The sequence below is a fragment of the Parvimonas parva genome (genome assembly GCF_016552165.1).
Lineage (GTDB): Bacteria > Bacillota > Clostridia > Tissierellales > Peptoniphilaceae > Parvimonas > Parvimonas parva.
In genome coordinates, this window is sequence record NZ_JACVDA010000013.1 from 20,776 (window position 1) to 41,554 (window position 20,779).

The following is a 20,779-nucleotide window of genomic DNA, read 5'->3' on the forward strand; positions in this document are numbered from 1 at the left end:
TTATAGGTCTTTTTTTATAGGAGGTTTTTATGGAATACAAAAATGTTTTTGAAGAACTTGTTGACAGAGGATATTTTGAACAAGCAACTTATGAAGAAGAGTTAAAAGAATTGTTATCTAAAGAAAGAGTTAAATTTTATATCGGTTTTGATGCGACAGCGGATAGTTTAACAATCGGACATTTCATTCAAATAATGGTTATGAAGAGAATGCAAAACTACGGACATATTCCAATCGCTCTTTTAGGAGGGGGAACTACAATGATAGGCGACCCTTCAGGAAGAAGTGATATGAGAATGGTAATGACTGAAGAAAAAATCAATCACAATGCTCAAAGATTTTTTGAACAACTTTCAAGATTTATCGACTTTTCAGATGGAAATGCAATTATTGAAAACAACAAAGATTGGCTTTTAGATTTGAATTTTGTAAAATTTATGAAAGAAATTGGAGTGCATTTTAGTGTAAATAAAATGCTTACTTGTGATGCTTACAAAAACAGAATGGAAAGAGGACTTACATTCTTCGAATTTTCATATATGTTAATGCAAAGTTATGATTTCTTACATCTTTACAGAAAACATGGTTGTAAATTACAACTAGGTGGTAGCGACCAATGGAGTAATATTCTTGGTGGATATGACTTAGTTAGAAAGATTGAACAAGACAAAGTTTATGCCATGACTTTCAAACTTTTGACAACTGCTGACGGTGTTAAGATGGGTAAATCTCAAAAGGGTGCTATTTGGCTAGATGAAGAAAAGACTTCTCCTTATGAACTTTTCCAATATATGAGAAATGTTGATGATAGAGATGTTGAAAAATTCTTACTTATGCTAACATTCTTGCCAACTGAAAAATGTAGAGAATTAGGTCAATATAAAGACGAAAAGATTAATGAGGCAAAAGAAATTTTAGCTTTTGAAGTAACAAAAATTATTCATGGCGAAGAAAAAGCTCAAAAAGCATTAGAAACTGCAAGAGCATTATTTAGTGGCGAGCTTTTAGATGAAAATATGCCTTCAACTGAAATTAAAAAATGCAATTTTGAAAATGAAGAAATCGGAATTTTGGATTTAGTTAGAATTTGTGGTCTTTCAAAATCAAATGGAGAGGCTAGAAGACTTATAGAACAAGGTGGAATTTCTTTAAACGGAGAAAAAATTACAGATACAAATACAAAAGTTTCTCTTAACTTGGAAGAAATTGTTATTAAAAAAGGTAAAAAAGTATATCACAGAGTAATTGCTTTATAGGAGTTTTTGATGAAAAATGAAGATATATATGTTGTAGGAATTGCTGGAGGTTCTGCCTCCGGTAAGACTACAATTATTGAAAAATTAAAAAAACAATTTAAAGATGAAATTGTAATGATTAGCCACGATTTTTATTACTGGGCAAATGATGATAAGACAATGGAAGAAAGAGTTAAGTTGAATTACGACCACCCAAAATCATTTGAAACTGAAAAACTTATTGAAGATTTAAAAGTTTTAAAATCAGGAAAAGAAGTTGATCTTCCGATTTATGACTTTACGATTCATACAAGAAAAAAAGAAACTCTAAGAGTATATCCACGACCTGTAATAATCGTTGAAGGGATTTTGATTTTGGAAGATGCAAGACTTAGAGAGCTTATGGACTTAAAGGTTTATGTAGATACAGATGCAGACGAAAGACTAATCAGAAGAATTTTAAGAGATACAAAAGAGAGAGGGAGAAGTCTTGAAAGTATTTTGACTCAATATCAAAATACAGTTAAACCAATGCACGAAGAATTTATCGAGCCAAGCAAAAAACACGCCGATATAATCATTCCTCGTGGTGGAGAAAATGCTCCTGCAATAAAAATGTTGGTGCAACATTTAAAGACTTTTTTAAATAAAAATGAAAAAAATTAGTAAAACAAATGTATGTAGAATTTTAGATAGCAAAAAAATAAAATATGATTTTGTTGTTAGAGAAGAAACTGAAGAATTTGAAGAAATAGGAATTGACAGAAATATTTGTTTTAAAACACTTGTCTTAGAGGGAAGTGATAAAAATCATTATGTCTGTGTCATTCCTATTGATGAGCATTTGGATTTGAAAAAGGCAAGTAAATACTTTGGAATAAAAAGTATTAAAATGATTTCTCAAAAGGAACTTGAGCCACTTACTGGATATGTTCATGGTGGTTGTAGTCCGGTTGGAATGAAAACAAAATTTAAAACGGTTTTTGACAAAAGAGCAAAGACTATGGAAAAATTTTTGATTAGTGCCGGAAAAGTTAGAAATTCCCTTGTCGTAAATCCGATTGAATTTGCGTTGTTTTGTGATGCAGATTTTACAGATTTGGTAGTAGAGTGATGATAAATTGTATTATACTTGCAGGAGGAAATTCCAGAAGAATGACCTTTCCTAAGGAATTTATAGAAATTGACGAAAAATATCTGGTGCACAATTCGATAGAAATTTTAAAAAATATTTTTGAAGATATAATTGTGGTTTCAAATAATAAAGAGCATTACAAAGATTTAAAAGTTAAAGTCGTTAGAGATATTTTTTACAAAAAGGGTCCACTTGCAGGACTTCATAGTGGGCTTTGCTATTCTGAAAGTGAATTTTCATTTTTGACTGCTTGTGATATGCCGAATATAAATGAGGATTTTATAAGATTTTTAATTTCTAAGCTGGATAAAAACTTTGACGGAGTGATTTGCGTTTCAAAGGAGAATAAATTACTTCCTATGAATGCAATCTACAAAAATTCTCTAAAAGAAAATTTGCGAGAAGAATTACTCAAAGACCACCGAAAATTTGTAAAATTCATCGAGGACAATAAATTTAAAACTATACCTTACGAAGATTGGGAAAAATTTGACAAACAAAACATATTTGAAAATTTGAATACAATTAGCGAATTGGAAAAATTTAAAATGGAAAAGAATAATAAAATAATTTAGAGAATTTAATTATTATACCATTATTATGCACTTATTAAAGTTATATTTTTTAGTTGTTACTTTTAATAAGTGTAATTTTTTTGCACGATAATTTGTCAAATCAAGTGCAACTCTAAATTGCAAGAATAAATTAAATAAACATTCTATTTTCTTTTGTTTTTCGTAAAAATGTGATACAATAAATAGTTGTATGAATGGAGGAAATATGGGTTTAAGATTTTGTCCACTTTTTAGTGGGAGCGACGGTAATTGCTCATTTTTAGAGATTGACAATAGAAGATATTTGATAGATGCAGGTTTTAGTGGAAAGAAAATTGAATGTAATTTAAAACAATTGGGTGTTGACCCAAGTACGATTGACTTGATTTTTTTAACTCATGAGCATATTGATCATATTAGAGGGGCCGGTGTACTTTCAAGGCGTTACGATATTAAGATTTGTAGTAATGTTGAAACTTTAACTGCAGGTGCATCTAAGCTTGGTAAAATTAAAGATGAAAATATTGTCGTTATCGGTACTGAAAAGAAACACAAGTTTTCTCTTTTTGATTTATATACTTTGGAAATTTCGCACGATTGTGCAAGGGGAATGGGTTTTGTCTTTAATACTGATTATGGTAAAATTACGCTTTTAACGGATACAGGAATTGTTACAAATCATATGAAGGAAAAAATTTATGGCTCAAAGATTTTTTATTTTGAGGCGAATCACGATTTGGAAATGCTTAAAAGAGGTCCTTATGATTATAATTTAAAGCAAAGAATTTTGGGAGAGTTCGGACATATTTCAAATGTTACAAGTGGAAACGCATTGTCCGAGGTAGTAACCGACAAGTGCAAAAAAGTTTATCTTGGACATTTAAGTGAAACAAATAATGAAGAAAAACTTGCCTATGATGAGGTATATAAGATTTTGAATGAGGAAAATGTAAGTCAATATACAAATCTTGAAGTTTCTAAAAGATTTGAAAATAGTAGTGTAACGGAAGTGTAATATGAATATAAAAATTTTGTGTGTTGGGAAATTATCGGAAAAATTTTTCAAAGATGCATGTGAGGAATATAAAAAAAGAATTTCCGCCTTTTCAAAAATTGAAATTGTTGAAATTGCAGAGGAGAAAATTTTAACACAAACGCCAAGTAAAGCAGAAATTGAAAATGTGTTAAAAAAGGAAGAAAGTAGAATTTTGGGTAAAATTTCAGATAGTGAATTTGTTATAACTCTTGAAATTTTAGGAAAATCAATCGACAGCGAAACTTTTTCTAAATTTTTAGAAGATAAAATGAATGACGGTAATTCAAAATTCACATTTGTAATCGGTGGAAGTTTTGGTCTTGGAGATGAAGTCAAGAAAAGAAGTAATTTTAAACTATCTTTTTCTAAATTTACACTTCCACACCAGCTGTTTAGAGTTGTTTTGCTTGAACAAATTTACAGAGCTTTTAAAATAATGAACAATCAAATTTATCACAAGTAGGAGAAATATGGAAAACAAAAAAATAAAGGAAATAATGGAAAATAGAGAAAATAATTTACAGGCAACTTGTCCTGTTCTATTTCCGGAAAATGAAAGAGCAAGTCTTTCCGATATTGAAAGGTCGCTTATAAAAAGATATAGAAAGCATATTTGGTCAAAGTTTGTTAAGGCTATTAAGGAATATAATTTAATAGAGGATGGAGATAAGATTGCTGTTGCAATTTCCGGAGGAAAGGACAGTCTGATTATGGCTAAACTTTTTCAGGAGTTAAAGAAGAATGGAAAAGATAATTTTGAATTGGAATTTATCGCAATGGACCCTGGTTATCATCCGTCGATAAAGGAATTGCTTTTAGAAAATGCAAAGTATTTGGAAATTCCTTTGACTTACTATCCGGCAGATATTTTTGCTGTTGCAGATAAAATTGCAGGAGATTATCCTTGTTATATGTGTGCGAGAATGAGAAGAGGCTCGCTTTATGCAAAGGCAAAGGAGCTTGGTTGTAATAAATTGGCATTGGGTCATCATTTTAATGATGTTATCGAAACAACAATGTTAAATTTACTTTGTGCAGGAAGTTTTAAAACAATGCCACCGAAGTTAAAGGCGAAAAATTTTGAAAATATGGAAATAATAAGACCTTTGTATCTAATAGAGGAAGAATACATAATAAGATGGATGAAATCAACAGGTCTTATGCCTTTAAACTGCGCTTGTATGGTTGCTGCGAAAAAAATCGGAAATAAAAGGTATCAAATTAAAGATTTAATCGAAAATTTGAAAAAAGATTTTAAAAATGTTGACAGTTCAATCTTTAGAGCAGGAGAAAATGTAAATATAAATTTACTTTTAGGTTATGAAATAAATGGCCATAAAGTAGATTTTAATGAAAAGTATGAAGAAAACAATCCATTTTATGAATAAGTTATAGGAGGATGGCATGTTTAAAAAATTTTTTGAAAATGTTATAAAGCCAAAGGAAAATTTTGGTGGTAAAGTTATGGTTAAAGGAATGAATAAGGGGCACGAAAAACTTGCAATTTGGGGAAGATCTTTTTTGAATATTAAAGAAGATGATAAGATAATTGACTTAGGATGTGGTGGAGGAAGAAATGTTCAATACTTTTTAACTAAAGCAAAGTTCGCCTATGGAATCGACTACTCAAAGATGAGTGTTAAGGTTTCAAAAGAATTAAATGAAAAAGAAATAAAAGAAGGAAGATGTGAGATTTTTCATGGAGATGTTTCAAAAATTCCTTTTGAAGATGAAAGTATAAATATCGTAACAGCTTTTGAAACTATATATTTTTGGGAAGATATTGAAAAAGTTTTTAAGGAAATTTCCAGAGTACTTGTTAAAAACGGAACATTTTTGATTTGTAATGAAGGAAGTGAAAGAGAACATAAAAATATAAAAAAATGGGCTGATATGCTTGGATTTGAAGTCTATAATGGAGATACATTGGTTAAAATATTAGAAAAGTTAGGATTTTCAGCTGAATATCATTTAGATAAGAAAGAACATATTGTAGTTGTCGCTAAGAAACTTTAATTAAAACAGCTTTAGGGCTGTTTTTTTAGTGCTAGTATTAGAAGTTGATATAGAAAAATAGATATTAAAAAGGAACAGTGTAAAAACCGTTCCTTTTAGTTTGTTTTAAAATTGCTTGATTTTATTTTTTCTAATGTTGTTCTAACGATTGGAATTGAAAGTAATAAAATTGTTAAAAATCCTTCTGTTCCAATGTATGAAAAATTGTACCAGATTGAATAAATTAACGGATTCCAACCTTTTGGAGCATAAGCGCCGAAGAATACATAGCCTGAAAATACTGCAAATATAAATCTTCCAAAAATTGAAATTAGATAAGCGGGTATTAGCTTGTCTTTTTTCTTTGCAAATATTCCTCCAAGTCCAAGTGAGCCAAATGCTAAAATGTAATCAATGATTGCTTGGGTCGGTGTATAAACATCCGGTTTTATCAATAAGTTTAAAAGTCCGAAAGTTATTCCTGCTATAAGTCCAACTCTAAGTCCGAACATATAGCCGATGAAGACTATAAAAATCATTGAAAATAAAGTGATGCTACCTCCTTGTGGTAAACTAAAAAACTTTATTTGTTTTGCACAAATTCCAAGTGCCAATAAGATGGCAGAGTAAGTTAGTGCTTTTGTAGAAAATATTTTTTCATCTCTTCTAAAATAAAAGACGAAAAATAAAAATGCAAAGGAAATTAATAAAATTAAAGTTGTTTTTCCTCCTATACTTGCGAAAAATTTTGAAAAATTTTCCATAAAAAAACCTCCTAAGATATTCACTAGAAAGTCACATAAAAAAGACTATTCAACTTCCCTACGTCAGCATTGTCTGAATCAGGTAAAAAGGGTATTTCTCAGCTTAATAGCACCCCTAGTGAATAAAAATATTTTTGTATTAGCATACCTCTTTTTGTTACCCATTTAATTTAAGTTTAAACATAAATTACTTATCTTTAGTTTATTATGTAAATAAATTATTGAGTAAATTTTACAAAAGTGATATACTTTATTTATGTATATTAATTTATTTTAAGGAGAAAATTATGAAAAAAATATTAAATTTGGCACATAGGGGTTTTTCCGGAAAGTATCCTGAAAATACTAAAATTGCTTTTTTAAAAGCGATAGAACACGGAAATTGTGATGGTTTTGAAACAGATGTTCACATGACTAAGGATAAAAAACTTGTAATAATTCATGATGATATGGTTGATAGGACTTGCTCTAATGGAAGTGGTTTTGTAAAGGATTTGACTTCAACTGAGCTTTTACAAATGGAATTCGGTTCACATAAAGGTGCAGAATTTTTAGGTGAAAAAATTATTTTTTTAGATGAACTTTTACAAATTGTAAAGGATAATAAACTTTTTGTAAATTTAGAGTTAAAGAACAATTATGTTTTTTATGAGGGTTTAGAAGAGGCTGTTATGAATATGGTAAATGAATTCGGACTAAAAGATGATGTAATTCTATCTTCATTCAATCACGAATCAATGGAGCTTTGTAAAAAAATTGACCCAAGTTTTAAAACTGGATTGCTTTTTGAAAGTCCTCTTATGAATACTGTTGAGTATATGAGAGGAATTAAACATGAGGCAGTACACCCTGGATATTATATGCTTTTACAAAAGCCGTCTTGGGTGTCTGAGTTTAAAAAAATGGGACTTGAGATAAATACTTGGACAGTAAATGATGAAAATTATATGAGATATTTAATTGAAATGGGAGTTGATGCTATTATTGGGAATTTCCCTGATTTAACTTCAAAAGTTTTGAATAATTTATAAAAAAATCTTTAAAAGTCTTGTAATTATTCATATCTTGTGATATAATATTTGAGTGCCATTTTATGGCATTGTGATATTTAAAAAGCCTTGTCTTTTTACAATATCAATCGCATAGCAGTCGAGGTTGCGATTAATAAGTCCTCGCCTACAAAATCGCTGGGTAGCGATGTCTAAATAACCCAATATTGTAAAAAGAATTAAGGAGGAATGAAATGAAAAGTTACGTAGCAAAACCTTGCGATGTTAATCGTAAATGGTATGTAGTTGATGCAAAAGACGTTGTTTTAGGAAGACTTGCAACTGAAGTTGCTTCAATCTTAAGAGGAAAGAGAAATGTTAGATTCCAACCATCATTCGATATGGGAGATTATGTTATTGTTGTTAATGCTGAAAAAGTTAAATTAACTGGAAACAAATTACAACAAAAAGAACATAGATACTATACTGGATATTCAAATGGTTTAAAAGCTATTTCTTATGAAAAAATGTTACAAACTAAACCTGAAAAAGTTATTGAACTAGCCGTTAAAGGTATGCTTCCAAAGAATGTTTTAGGAAGACAAATGTTCAAAAAATTAAAGGTTTATGCTGGTCCAGAACATAATCATGAAGCTCAACAACCAGAAGTTTTAACATTAAATAAATAGGAATAGAAAGGAGATTTAACATATGGCAACTCAATATGTAGGAACAGGAAGAAGAAAAACTTCTGTAGCTAGAGTTTTCTTAACACCTGGAAATGGAAAATTTGTTATTAATAAACAAGATATAGATGAATATTTTGACTATGATACTTTAAAGGTAACTGCAAAATCACCTTTAGAAGTAACTGAAAGTCTTGGAAAATTCGACGTTTATGTAAATGTAAAAGGTGGCGGATTTACAGGACAAGCCGGAGCAATCAGACATGGTATTGCAAGAGCTTTATTAGAAGTTTCTGCTGAATTAAGACCTGTATTAAAAAGAGCCGGTTTCTTAACAAGAGACCCTCGTAAGAAAGAAAGAAAGAAATATGGTCTTAAAAAAGCAAGAAGAAGCCCACAATTCTCAAAGAGATAGTAATTTTAAAATTAAAGTGTTGGAAATCCAACACTTTTTTTATTTTTTTATTTAGTTTTTATTTTTTTAAATTTCATTTAAGTTTTTAATACTATAATAATATTACATTAGTTAAGAAATTATTAAAATACATATAAATTCATATTTTAGTGTATTTATATTAATGAAATAAATTTTATTGTTGAGAATATATTTTTATTAAAAGTTTTTGTTAAAAATTTTTTTAATTTAAGTTTACTTTAAGGTTAGTGGTTTAAAATATATTCAAGATAATAAATGATTTACATAGATGAGGTGATTTGTTATGGATAATGAAAGAGATAATGTCTTTGAAGAAGAAAAAACAGAAGATATTGAAACAAAAGAAAATGTTGAAACAAAAGAAAATATTGAACCAACAGAAAATGTTGAAACAACAGAAGATGTTGAAACAACAGAAAAAGTTGAAAGTTATGAAGAAGATATGGCTGAAAGGAAACGAAAATCCAAGGAAAGATTATCTTCGTATATAGATAATGTTGTTGAAAAAGAGTTTGAAAAGAGAAATAAAAGCAATAAGGTTAAATCTTTTTCAAAATTTCTTTTAGCGGTTGTTTTAGCTAGCTCAATAAGTATAGGTGGAACAAGTTATTATCTAAGGAATAATAACACTGAAAAATCTGTCTTAAATCAAGCTCCAACCGATCAAAATGCAAATACAACAAATGCAGATACATCAGGAAATACAACTGTAGAAAAAGCCGTTGCAAAAAAAGCTATGCAATCTGTTGTAGGTATAACAACTGTTGGGGTTTCTGAAGATATGTTTTCTGTTCAAAAACAAACAAGCGGGCTTGGTTCAGGGGTTATCGTAAGTAAAGAAGGTTATATTTTAACTAATAATCACGTTGTTGACCCTTCAAAAACAAAATCCGTAACAGTAATTTTAAGTGACGGAACAAAGCATGAGGCAAAAGTTTTATGGAGTGATAAAACTTTAGACTTAGCTGTTATTAAAATAGATCCTAAAGGACTAGATTTAAAACCTGTTGAATTTGGAGACAGTTCAAAAGTTTCAATAGGAGATAAAGCTATAGCAATCGGGAATCCGCTTGGTATAAATTTAAAATCAACTTTAACTTCCGGATATATTTCAGGAAAAGATAGAGTGATTACATTACAAGACGGCTCAACTATGGAAGGTTTATTCCAAACTGATGCGGCAATAAATCCCGGAAATAGTGGCGGTGGATTATTTAATGATAAAGGACAACTTATCGGAATAAATACGGCAAAAGCCGGAAATAGTGACGGAATCGGATTTTCAATTCCTTCAAATTTAGCCAAACCTATTTTAGAACAAATAATTAAAAACGGTAAGTTTGAAAGTGTATCACTTGGTATTAGAGGTATAGATGTTTCCAGATATAATGTATTAGGACAAGAAAAATTACCTGTTGACTCAGGTGTATATGTTCATGAAGTCCTATCCGGTTCTCCGGCAGATTCTGCAGGACTTAAACCAAATGACATTATTACAAAAGTTGGAGATACAAAAGTTACATCAAACTCAACTTTAAAAGCTGCCTTATTGAACTATAAGATTGGCGATAAAGTTAAAATTGAAGTTTACAGAGATGGAAATACAACTACAATAGAAGTTAAATTCTCACAATTTGACTTAAATAAAGTTGAGAATAATATAAAACAAAATCAAAATCAAAACAGTTTTAATCCAAACCGTAATCGTAATGGTAATTACAATGAAAATGAAGAAGATTTTGATGGAAATGATGATAACAACAGTAACAACAACAATTAATTAGCATATTAGTAGAGATTTTTTTATAAATCCTCCGTAAAAATAAATAAATGCGAAAAAAGTTATGAAAATATTTTCATAACTTTTTTTGTTATATAAATTTTTTAAGTATTTGGTTAATTTTTTTAATAAATTTTGTGTAAAAGTATTTTGAAATAGTATTTATTTTTTATTTAATCATTACTTTTTAATTTAATGTTTGAAGAAAACTTTACTAAAAAAACAATTTATGACATTTTTATTCATTACTTGTGAAAAAATTTAACTTATTTTAAAAAAAGACGAAATCCTTTATTTTTTACTATTGAATATTGAAAACTAAAGTGATATACTAATGATAAGGTTTTTTTATTAAAAAACTGTACATATTATTATTTACATAGGAGGAATTTGAAATGGCAAGATTTACATTACCTAGAGATTTGTATCATGGTAAAGGGTCCATTGAAGAATTAAAAAATTTAAAAGGAAAACGTGCTTTTGTTGCAGTAGGTGGAAGTGCGATGAAACGTTTTGGTTTCTTGGATAAGATAGTTAATAACTTAAAAGAAGCCGGAATGGAAGTAGAAGTATTTGAAGGTATTGAACCTGACCCAAGCGTAACAACTGTAATGAGAGGTGCAGAGGTTATGAAAAACTTTGAGCCTGATTGGATTGTTGCAGTAGGGGGAGGCTCTCCAATAGATGCTGCAAAGGCAATGTGGGCATTTTATGAATATCCAGAAGTTACTTTTGAAGACTTGTGTATTCCTTTCAACTTCCCAACACTAAGAACAAAAGCTTTATTCTGTGCTATCCCATCTACATCAGGAACTGCAACAGAAGTTACTGCTTTCTCAGTTATTACTGACTATGATAAAGGAATTAAATATCCTTTAGCTGACTTTAATATCACTCCTGACATTGCAATCGTAGATTCAGACTTAGCAGAAACAATGCCAAAGAAATTAGTTGCACATACAGGAATGGATGCTATGACTCATGCTATTGAAGCTTATGTATCAACTCTTCATTGCGATTATACAGACGGACTTGCTCTTCATGCAATCAAAATGATTAGAGAAAACTTAATTAATTCATTCAACGGAGATATGGACGCAAGAGCAAAAATGCATAATGCACAATGTCTTGCAGGAATGGCATTTTCAAATGCTTTATTAGGAATCGTTCACTCAATGGCTCACAAAACAGGTGCAGCTTATAGTGGTGGACATATTGTTCATGGTTGTGCAAATGCAATGTATCTTCCAAAAGTAATTAAGTTCAATGCAAAAGAAAAATCAGCAGAAGTAAGATATGCAGAAATTGCAAAATTCTTAGGACTTGAAGGAGCAAATGATACTGAAAGCACACAAAACTTAATTAACGAATTATTAAGAATGAATAAAGAATTAGAAATTCCAACTTGCATTAAAGAATATGAAGGTGGAATCATTGATGAAAAAGAATTCAATGAAAAACTTCCAAAAGTTGCAGAACTTGCAGTAGGAGATGCTTGTACTGGTTCAAACCCAAGAGCAATTACACCTGCTGAAATGGAAAAATTATTAACTTGTTGTTTCTATGATAGAGAAGTAGATTTCTAATAATGGTTTAAAATTCAAAAAGACGAGGATTTCCTCGTCTTTTTTTGCTATTGTTTTAATTTTTATTGTAAGAACAGCCATGTGTTACTTGAAGGGCGGGATTTTTTGCCTCAGGAGCTAATCTATAATTTTGGTCATCGTAGTGGATAAATACCTCCTTTAAATTCTAAAAATCTGCAATATATTTACCCAAAAGAAAAAAATAAATAATAGAATAATATGTTTTTTAGCTAATTCGTAAACTTATTCACAATTTTTGTGGATAAGTTGTATATATCTGTGGATAAGTTAATAAAATTGTGGAAAAATATATTTTTTAAAGTGTATAAAATATAAATTTATCCACAGAAATTAAAAAAATGCTTTAAAAATCAATATTTTTTTATTATGTTGACAAAATTATGATAAAATGGTATCATAAAACGCAAATGCAATTTATTCCTATTAATAATAGAGTTTAGGAGGGTTTATGAAAAAAAGAACGATAGCTATGTTGTTACTTAGTGCTTTAGTTTTAAGTGCTTGTGGTAGCAAAAAAGAAGTTAAAGAAAAAGAAAAGATAGATGTGAGTCTTTTTGAAGAAAATGATTCAAAAAGGAGTAAGTATAAGGGATATACTGTTGAGGAAGTATATATTAATGGAGAAAAAGTTAAAATAGATGTCCAATCTCATGGCGACCATTATCATATTATTTATAATGGAAAGAAATATAGCTTAGATAAAGAAAAATATGAAGAGCTTTTTAAAAAAGATAATAAAATTGTTCTTGAAAGTGAAAATATGGAAAAGAGTTTAAAAGATATTTCTCCTGATGAAATTATTTCATATTATAAGCATGGCGACCATTGGCACGTGAAAACAAAGCATGGAGAATTTATAACTCATGAGGACCCAAGTAAGATAAAAAATATTTCACAATTAAAAGAAAAGTCTATAAAGACTATAAGTAAAAAAGAATTGAATTCTAAAAGAATAGTTAGTTATTATAAACATGGCGACCACTGGCATGTTAGAACTGCTGACGGAAAAGAGTATGTTACTTATGAAGACCCGTCAAAGAAAACTGTAGTTGAAGAAAAAAAATCATCAAAAGTAGTTAATAAGATAACAGAAAAAGAAACAAAGGGAAGAAAGATAGTAGAGATTAGAAAGCATGGCGACCACTGGCATATTAAATTTGATGATGGAACAGAGTATGTTACTTACGAGAACCCAACAAAGAAAGATAAGATTGATGAAAAAAAATCATCAAAAGTAGTTGAGAAGATAACAGAAAAAGAAACAAAGGGAAGAAAGATAGTAGAGATTAGAAAACATGGCGACCATTGGCATGTAAAACTTGATGATGGAACTGAATATATAACAAAGAAAGATCCGACAGGTAAGAAAGAACTTCCTAGTGAAAAAGAGATGGAAAAAGATGATGACTTTAAGAAAGAGTTTGAAATGCATTTCCACGATTTGTTACAAAATTATTTTGTTGGAGATGAAACTAAGATACGGGCTCATAGTAGTAAAAAGTCTGTAAAATCTTATTCTTGGTATATTAAAAGAAATGGGAAAGATTTTGAAAAAATAGAAAATGCAAATACTGAAACTTTAAAGATTGTTTTAACAGAACAAGATAATCGCGCTATTATAAAGGCTGAGGCTTTAGATAAAAACGGAAAAGTTGTCGATACTTGTCAAGGAACTTTAAAAGTTTTAACTAAAAATGTTGGAGATGTTGTGATTACAGGCCTTAAAGACCATTATCATACTAAGGATAAATTATCTCTTTTGGTAAATTATGATGAAAATGATGTAAACTATGTGTGGTATTTGAAGAAAAGAGCACAAGATTTTGAAAAAGTTTTTGAGTCTAAGGATAAGAGTTTTAATTCAACATTTTCGTTGGATTCAACATATAATAGAGCGGTTATAAAGGTTGCTGTTTATAAAAACGGCGTCCTTTTAAAGGAATCTAATCCTGTAAAAATTATCGTAAATGACCATAATCACGGGCCTGCTTTTAAGGGAGAGCCGGAAATTGGTAAAAAACTTTTAAAGAAAAAGGGCTTTGACGAAAGATTGATTTATGCTTTGATGTTAGCCGAGGGAGATATAGCTTTTCCGGGAAAAGAAATTTCTGATACAGAATTGGAAAATTATTTAAAGAGCATTAAAAAGATAAATTTATATAAATTTAATGATGCACTTAAAATGTCCGGACTTGAAAAGTTGGAAAATCTTGAAAACTTAAATATTTCATATACAGGTGCAACTAATTCGGATATAGAAACTTTAAAGAAGTTCAAAAATTTAAAAGATTTAAATATTTCAGGTAATAATATTACAAAATTCGACTTTATTAGTGAATATAAAAATTTAGAGGGTTTATCCATTATGGAGCTTGGTAATGTTGATTTGTCTTTTGTTAAAAATCTAAAAGATTTGAAAAAATTAAATATTTCAAGAAATGATATTCAAAGTTTTGCATTCATTTCTAATTTATCTAAACTAGATACTTTAATTATGGATTATGTGAATTGTGATAATTTAGATTTCTTGAAAAATACAACAAAGTTGAAAAATTTAAGTCTTGACGGTAATAGAATTAAAGATTTGACTCCAATAAAAAATAATAAATTTGAAACTCTTTATGTTTCCAAAACAGGAATAAAAGATTTTTCAATTCTTGGAAATCAAGAAAATCTTATTGCAATTTTTGCAAATGAAAATAATATTGATAGCTTGAAAGTTTTTTCTAATTTTAAAAATGTTGAATTTATAGAGGCTGAAAAAAATAATATAAGTTCTTTAGAAGATGTTAAATTGTTCCCACTTCTTGAAACTTTGAAATTAGGGAAGAATCCAATTAAGAGTTTGAAAATTTCTAAGGATAATAACTCTATAAAGACTCTTAATTTGAATGAAACATTACTTGAAAATTTGGAATATAAAATTAAATTTAAATCACTTACAAGTTTAGAATATTCCAATACACCTGCGCTTAAATCTGAGCTTGGAAAAGTTGAAAATATTCAAAAAAATACAGCCGGAGTAATTTTTTATGACGGAAAATATTATGCAATAAGTCATGGCGACCATTCTCATACTTATGCAGGAACTCAAAGTGTTAATCCGACAAAGGTTAAGTTTAAGTTTGATAATTCAGAAATAATCGGCTTTGATGAAACAGGATACTTTATTAATCATAAAGTTGCTACTTTGTCAGACGGTTCAGAATATTTCAATATTTATCATATTGACGGTTTTCCAAAAGGAGCGTTTGAACTTCCTAATTCTATGAGTGAAAAATTAAAAGTTTCAGAAGAAATTGTATCAAAATTAGTTAAGCATAGAATTTCAGAAGTGGAAAATTTAATCAAGTCTAAAGAAAATAAAACTGAATTATTTAAGAAATTTGAAGAAATCAAAAAAATGGAAAATACAAATGAAAAATTCAAAAAAATAAATGAGTTTGAAAAGAAAGTTTCCGTTGAAAAAGAAATTAAAAAAGATAATAAAAATGCAGAGTTTGAAAAATATAAAAAATTGTACGAAGAGAATAAAGAAAAAGTTTCTGTTTCAGACCAAGCATTTATTGAAAGTTTGATTAATGCAATAGAAACTGCATTGACAAAAAATAATGAATCTTTTGCTAAAGAAAAGCTAAAAGCCTTAAAGACAGAGTTATCAAAATATATTCAAATTTCTGAAGAAAAGGTTGAAAACCAAAAAGAAGATTCAAGAAAAGCAGACTTTGAAAAATACAAAAAGTTATATGAAGAAAACAAAGATAAAGTTCCAATGCTTAGTCAAGCCTATATTGAGGGATTAATTCCGTCATTGGAAACTGCTTTTTCAAACGGAAATAAAGATTTTATAGACAAGAATTTACCACTTTTGAAAAAAGAATTGTCAATGTTTATAAAAATTAATTAAAACGAAAGCCACGATTGTGGCTTTTTTACTTTTAAAAATTTTACTTTTCTCTTTGATTATGCTATAATTAATGCTTGAGTTATTACTCAAAATATGTCGTGATATTTAATGTGTAGTTTGTTTTTGTCTTTTTTTCTTTCGTAACTATCGTTAAGATTCACGGTAAATATGAAAGGAAATAATATGATAGAAAATTTTAATGAATTTAATTTGTCGGATAGTCTTTTAAAAGCCATTGTTGAAATGGGTTTTGAAGAACCATCTCCAATTCAAAAACAAGCAATTCCAACGATGTTAAATAATGAGGACATTATTGGACAAGCACAAACAGGAACAGGAAAGACTGCCTCTTTCGGTATTCCGATAGTGGAAAAGGTAAATAAAAATAGCAAGACGACACAAGCAATGGTACTTTGTCCGACTAGAGAGCTTTCAATTCAAGTTGCAGAAGAAATTTCAAAACTTGCAAAGTATAAGGGAGTTACTGTTGTTCCGATTTATGGGGGACAACCGATAGAAAGACAAATCCGTTCTTTAAAAATGGGTGTTCAAGTTGTAGTTGGAACTCCGGGTCGTGTTATAGACCATATTAAGAGAAAAACTTTAAAAACAGAAAATATTAGAACATTTGTTTTGGACGAGGCGGACGAAATGTTTGATATGGGCTTTAGAGAAGATATTGAAAAGATTATAGGATTTTTACCTTATGAAAGACAAACAACTTTCTTCTCAGCTACAATGGACCAAGAAATTATGGACTTTGCTGCAAGATACCAAAGTGAGCCAAGACTTATAAAGGTTGTTCCTAAGGAATTGACTGTTCCAAAGGTTACTCAATACTATTTTGCGCTTAAACACAATATGAAGTTAGAAATACTATCTCGTATTTTAGATGTTCAAAATCCGAAACTTACAGTTGTTTTCTGTAATACTAAAAAAATGGTTGACGATTTAACAGCAGGTCTTCAATCTCGTGGATATTTTGCAGACGGACTTCACGGTGATTTAAAGCAAATTCAAAGAGACGGAGTAATGAATAAGTTTAGAAATTCAACTATCGATATTTTAGTTGCAACTGATGTTGCTGCTCGTGGTATCGATGTTGATGATGTAGATTTAGTTATAAATTATGATATGCCACAAGATGTGGAATATTATGTTCATAGAATAGGTAGAACTGCAAGGGCAGGTAGAGAGGGAACTGCGATAAGTTTTGTTTCTCCAAGAGAAATGAACACTCTATCACAAATTCAAAAATATACAAAAACTAAGATTGAAAAAAGAGATATGCCAACTCTTAAAGACTTGATTAAAAGACATGAAGAAAGATTTATGGAAGATATCAAGGAAGAAATCAATAAAAATGAACATTCAAAAGAATTGAACCTTATCAATGTTTTGATGAGTGAAGATTTTTCTCCAATCGACATTGCAGCTTGTCTTTTGAAACATTATAACGAAAATAATAAACTTAATAATCACGAAGAACTTATGGACGTTGATATTAAGAAGAATAAGAAAAAAGGAAATGATAAGACTTCAATTTCTAACAAAACTTTTGGAAAGTCAAATGTTACAGATAAAAATTCAGGCAGAATTTATATCAACATAGGCTCAAGAAAGGGAGTTTCACAAAGACATATAGTATCTGCTCTTTGTAATGACGCAGGATTAAGTGCAAGAGATATTGGAGATATTGAAATTTTTGAAAAGTTCAGCTTTGTAAATATTCATAAAAATGCTCTTAAAGATGCAGTAAATAACTTGAATAATGCGCATATAAAAGGCTTTAAGGTCTTAGTTGAACTTGCGAATAAAAAAGAAAATCATTCAAAATTTTCTCCGAAACCAAAAGATAAAAAGGATAAAAAAGATAGAAAAGGCGATAAGTCGAAACGTGATAAACAAAAAAGAAGATAGATATGGAATTTTGTAAATATAAAAAAGATTTGAATTTTTCATACACAATGGGAGCTTTTCCGACCATTGAGCTTTTGCAGTCAGAAAAGTATAAAACTATTGCAGTTTTAGTACATTCAAAATATGATGATAAAGAGAAAGTGGAAAAGTTTTGTGCTGAAAATAGAGTTAATTTAATTTATAATGATAAAATTGTAAACAAACTTCAAAAAAAAGAAAATACACTTGTGATAGGTGTTTTTGAAAAAAACTTTGCAAAAATAAAAAAAGACAATCATATATTGTTATGTGAGCCGAGAGATAAGGGAAATTTGGGAACTATTTTACGAACAGCTTTAGGATTTGGCTTTAAAAATATTGCCATAATTGACGGCTGTGATGTATTTGACCCAAAGACAGTTAGGGCATCAATGGGTGCGATTTTTAAGATGAATATAGAAATTTTTGAAAATTTTGAAGATTACAAGAAAAATTTTGAAGAAAATAATATTTATTCATTCATATTAAATGAAAAATCAACTTCTCTTAAAAATGTAGAAATTAAAAAGCCATTTACATTAATGTTCGGAAATGAATCACATGGACTTGAAAACTTTGACTTAAAAGGAACAAATCCGGTATTCATAGAGCAAACAAAAGACGTAGATAGCTTTAACCTACCAATCGCAAGTGCAATAGCAATGTATAAATTTACAGAAAGATAAAAAAACGAAAAGCAGGAGTAATCCTGCTTTTTAAATTAAGTTTGACAAGTCGTTCATATTAAATTCGTTTAATAAATCTTTTAATCCTATTTTGATTTCATCTCTTTCAAAATTATGTTCATTTAGGAATTTTGAATCTTTTGTATTTAGGTAAGAATAGAAAAGCAGTCCGATAAGTAGGCTGTCGCCGTTTTTGTATTCTAACATTTTATACAGATTATCTTCTGCCTTATCGATATGACCTAAATCTATTTCTTCTTTTAAAACCTTTAAAAATTCTTTGCTTTCATCGAATTTTAATAATTTTTCAGGAGAGGAATTTTTATCTATTTTAAATACAAATTCCAAAATCATACTTATCCATTCTTCAATTTTTCTCATTATATAGTCATTCTTTAACATATTATCTCCTAGTCTATTACTTCAAGATATGCAATGTTAAAATACATTGTAGAACAGATTAGTCCAAGATTTAAAATTACCCATAGAGCTGTTTGTTTTGTGTATCTTGTAAAATATGCTCCAACTGCTCCTAATATTTGTGGTAGAAAATAACCACAAATGAATACATATACAGGGAAAGAAATTCTAAGGTCTGTTTTAAATGATTTAACATATTAATGAAATTAATTCCATTAATGCACCTATTGTAAATAATATTTTTTTATATTTTCTTTGTTTCCATAGTTTTCCTTATCTTTGCCTAGAAAATCTAAAAAAGTTTTTTAAATTCCTCTTGAGCTAGGATAAGTTCATGTGTCATAGGTGGATCGAATGAAGTATGTCCTGAAATAGGGAAAATTAATTTTGAATTATTTAATTTTTCATTTAATAAATGCGCTCCAACCGGTCTGCAATCAACATCATATCTTCCATGAATTATTATTGTAGGAATATCTTTTATTTTTTCTACATTATTTAAAATGTAATTATCCTCGAAGAAACAGTTGTTTACAAAGTAATGACATTCCATAATCGCCATTGAAATATCCTCATCAGTTATTTCTTCTGAAATTACTCTCGGTTCAAGCGCAACAACTGAATTTTCAAAAGCGCTAAAAGATTTTCCGTATTTCTTCTTTGTTTCATAATCGTCAGATGTTAAATATTTGTAATAGCTTTGAACATAATCTTTGCTTTCTTCCTCTGTAAAAGGTGCTTTAAAAATATCAAAAGCCTCCGGAAAGAACATTCCCGCTCCACCTTGATATAACCATTTAATATCTTCATCTCTTCCTAAGAATATTCCACGAAGGATAAGTCCGACAACTCTTTTTGGATAATTTTCTGCGTAGTATAAAGATAAAGTTGTTCCCCAAGAACCACCATAAACAAGCCATTTATCAATGCCTAAATGTTCTCTTATCTTCTCCATATCTTTTGCAAGATTTTCTGTGTTGTTGTCTTTTAATTCTAAAAATGGCCTACTTTTACCACAACCTCTTTGGTCGATTGTTACTATTCTATAAAATGTAGGATCTAAAAATCTTTTTGAATTTGCTCCACAACCACAACCCGGTCCTCCATGAACGAAAACAACAGGAGCACCATTTGGGTTTCCGGCTTGTTCAAAATAAATTTCATGTGTATCATCAACTTTTAAATATCCCTTATCAAATGATTCGAAATCAGGAAAAAGCGTTTTAAATTCCATATTAACCTCCAAAATAAATTTAATTATCAAGACTATATTATAAGAAAAATATTTTTTTGTCAAGTTGTTTTTTATAGTTCAAATGTGATAAAATATTAAAATGATGTATTAGGAGGTTTTATGATAGGAATAGTAGCAGCTTGCCTTACGACATTTGCATTTGCACCACAAGTTATAAAGGTAATGAAGGATAAAAATACAAAATCTCTTTCATTAGTTATGTGTTTTATGCAAACTTTGGGAATTTTTTTGTGGTTGGTTCATGGAATTTTTATAAAAGACTTTGCGCTAATTTTTGCAAATAGTATTTCATTTGTTATGGTCGCAATAATACTTTTATATAAAATAAAATATCACTAGCTTTTTATTTAAAAATA

General features: G+C 29.2%; 20 protein-coding genes and 1 riboswitch. Of the genes, 17 read left to right on the forward strand and 3 right to left on the reverse strand.

Features of this window, described 5'->3' with window-relative positions; translation table 11 throughout:
- The first annotated feature begins 29 nt into the window (after positions 1 to 29).
- The 8 genes from tyrS to IBJ83_RS05410 all read left to right on the forward strand — a co-directional run bounded on the left by tyrS (position 30) and on the right by IBJ83_RS05410 (position 5,976).
- Positions 30 to 1,256 carry a tyrosine--tRNA ligase gene (tyrS, locus tag IBJ83_RS05375; RefSeq protein WP_201275663.1) on the forward strand — a complete coding sequence of 409 codons (1,227 nt, stop codon included), beginning with the start codon at positions 30 to 32 and terminating at the stop codon, positions 1,254 to 1,256.
- Between the two features lie 9 nt (positions 1,257 to 1,265).
- Positions 1,266 to 1,901 carry a uridine kinase gene (udk, locus tag IBJ83_RS05380; RefSeq protein WP_201275664.1) on the forward strand — a complete coding sequence of 212 codons (636 nt, stop codon included), beginning with the start codon at positions 1,266 to 1,268 and terminating at the stop codon, positions 1,899 to 1,901.
- The gene (locus tag IBJ83_RS05385; protein WP_231698877.1) at positions 1,888 to 2,349 is read left to right on the forward strand and encodes a YbaK/EbsC family protein; all 462 of its coding nucleotides are present in this window, start codon (positions 1,888 to 1,890) and stop codon (positions 2,347 to 2,349) included. The genes udk and IBJ83_RS05385 overlap by 14 nt, the downstream gene beginning before the upstream one ends.
- Complete coding sequence (locus tag IBJ83_RS05390; RefSeq protein WP_201275665.1) at positions 2,349 to 2,945, forward strand: molybdenum cofactor guanylyltransferase; 597 nt, start codon at positions 2,349 to 2,351, stop codon at positions 2,943 to 2,945. Before IBJ83_RS05385 ends, IBJ83_RS05390 begins: the two co-directional genes overlap by 1 nt.
- Positions 2,946 to 3,150: 205 nt before the next feature.
- Entirely contained in the window at positions 3,151 to 3,939 is a 789-nt protein-coding gene (locus IBJ83_RS05395; protein ID WP_201275666.1) for an MBL fold metallo-hydrolase, read from the forward strand.
- Position 3,940: 1 nt separating this feature from the next.
- Positions 3,941 to 4,423, forward strand: coding sequence for a 23S rRNA (pseudouridine(1915)-N(3))-methyltransferase RlmH (gene rlmH / locus IBJ83_RS05400; RefSeq protein ID WP_201275667.1), 483 nt, complete (start codon positions 3,941 to 3,943; stop codon positions 4,421 to 4,423).
- 7 nt (positions 4,424 to 4,430) lie between these two features.
- A complete protein-coding gene (locus tag IBJ83_RS05405) occupies positions 4,431 to 5,348 on the forward strand; it encodes a tRNA 2-thiocytidine biosynthesis TtcA family protein (RefSeq protein WP_201275668.1) in 918 nt (305 codons plus the stop codon).
- 16 nt (positions 5,349 to 5,364) lie between these two features.
- A complete protein-coding gene (locus tag IBJ83_RS05410; protein ID WP_201275669.1) occupies positions 5,365 to 5,976 on the forward strand; it encodes a class I SAM-dependent methyltransferase in 612 nt (203 codons plus the stop codon).
- Between the two features lie 95 nt (positions 5,977 to 6,071).
- Here IBJ83_RS05410 and thiT read toward each other — a convergent pair whose 3' ends face one another.
- The gene (gene thiT / locus IBJ83_RS05415) at positions 6,072 to 6,719 is read right to left on the reverse strand and encodes an energy-coupled thiamine transporter ThiT (RefSeq protein WP_201275670.1); all 648 of its coding nucleotides are present in this window, start codon (positions 6,717 to 6,719) and stop codon (positions 6,072 to 6,074) included.
- A gap of 38 nt (positions 6,720 to 6,757) precedes the next feature.
- Positions 6,758 to 6,846, reverse strand: a riboswitch (TPP riboswitch).
- A gap of 160 nt (positions 6,847 to 7,006) precedes the next feature.
- On the opposite strand from thiT, the gene IBJ83_RS05420 reads away from it, so the two are divergent.
- From IBJ83_RS05420 to IBJ83_RS05455, 8 genes are all read left to right on the forward strand, one after another.
- The gene (locus IBJ83_RS05420; protein ID WP_201275671.1) at positions 7,007 to 7,750 is read left to right on the forward strand and encodes a glycerophosphodiester phosphodiesterase; all 744 of its coding nucleotides are present in this window, start codon (positions 7,007 to 7,009) and stop codon (positions 7,748 to 7,750) included.
- A gap of 212 nt (positions 7,751 to 7,962) precedes the next feature.
- Positions 7,963 to 8,397 carry a 50S ribosomal protein L13 gene (gene rplM, locus IBJ83_RS05425; protein ID WP_068474896.1) on the forward strand — a complete coding sequence of 145 codons (435 nt, stop codon included), beginning with the start codon at positions 7,963 to 7,965 and terminating at the stop codon, positions 8,395 to 8,397.
- 22 nt (positions 8,398 to 8,419) lie between these two features.
- Positions 8,420 to 8,809, forward strand: a complete 390-nt coding sequence (gene rpsI, locus IBJ83_RS05430) for a 30S ribosomal protein S9 (protein WP_068474899.1) — start codon at positions 8,420 to 8,422, stop codon at positions 8,807 to 8,809.
- Positions 8,810 to 9,113: 304 nt separating this feature from the next.
- Entirely contained in the window at positions 9,114 to 10,610 is a 1,497-nt protein-coding gene (locus IBJ83_RS05435; protein WP_231698878.1) for a S1C family serine protease, read from the forward strand.
- 395 nt (positions 10,611 to 11,005) lie between these two features.
- Positions 11,006 to 12,196 carry an iron-containing alcohol dehydrogenase gene (locus IBJ83_RS05440; RefSeq protein WP_201275672.1) on the forward strand — a complete coding sequence of 397 codons (1,191 nt, stop codon included), beginning with the start codon at positions 11,006 to 11,008 and terminating at the stop codon, positions 12,194 to 12,196.
- Positions 12,197 to 12,665: 469 nt separating this feature from the next.
- Positions 12,666 to 16,124, forward strand: a complete 3,459-nt coding sequence (locus tag IBJ83_RS05445; RefSeq protein WP_201275673.1) for a hypothetical protein — start codon at positions 12,666 to 12,668, stop codon at positions 16,122 to 16,124.
- 183 nt (positions 16,125 to 16,307) lie between these two features.
- On the forward strand, positions 16,308 to 18,044 hold the full coding sequence (locus IBJ83_RS05450; protein WP_201275674.1) for a DEAD/DEAH box helicase: 1,737 nt from the start codon (positions 16,308 to 16,310) through the stop codon (positions 18,042 to 18,044).
- A gap of 2 nt (positions 18,045 to 18,046) precedes the next feature.
- Positions 18,047 to 18,748, forward strand: coding sequence for a TrmH family RNA methyltransferase (locus tag IBJ83_RS05455; RefSeq protein WP_201275675.1), 702 nt, complete (start codon positions 18,047 to 18,049; stop codon positions 18,746 to 18,748).
- 30 nt (positions 18,749 to 18,778) lie between these two features.
- Here IBJ83_RS05455 and IBJ83_RS05460 read toward each other — a convergent pair whose 3' ends face one another.
- Together IBJ83_RS05460 and pip are read right to left on the reverse strand one after the other, a co-directional pair.
- Positions 18,779 to 19,150 carry a DUF6483 family protein gene (locus tag IBJ83_RS05460; RefSeq protein ID WP_201275676.1) on the reverse strand — a complete coding sequence of 124 codons (372 nt, stop codon included), beginning with the start codon at positions 19,148 to 19,150 and terminating at the stop codon, positions 18,779 to 18,781.
- 310 nt (positions 19,151 to 19,460) lie between these two features.
- Positions 19,461 to 20,402: a prolyl aminopeptidase gene (gene pip / locus IBJ83_RS05465; protein WP_201275677.1), complete on the reverse strand. Its 942-nt coding sequence runs from the start codon at positions 20,400 to 20,402 to the stop codon at positions 19,461 to 19,463.
- Positions 20,403 to 20,522: 120 nt separating this feature from the next.
- Here pip and IBJ83_RS05470 point away from each other — a divergent pair, with 120 nt between their 5' ends.
- Positions 20,523 to 20,762 carry a SemiSWEET transporter gene (locus tag IBJ83_RS05470; protein ID WP_201275678.1) on the forward strand — a complete coding sequence of 80 codons (240 nt, stop codon included), beginning with the start codon at positions 20,523 to 20,525 and terminating at the stop codon, positions 20,760 to 20,762.
- Positions 20,763 to 20,779 lie beyond the last annotated feature (17 nt).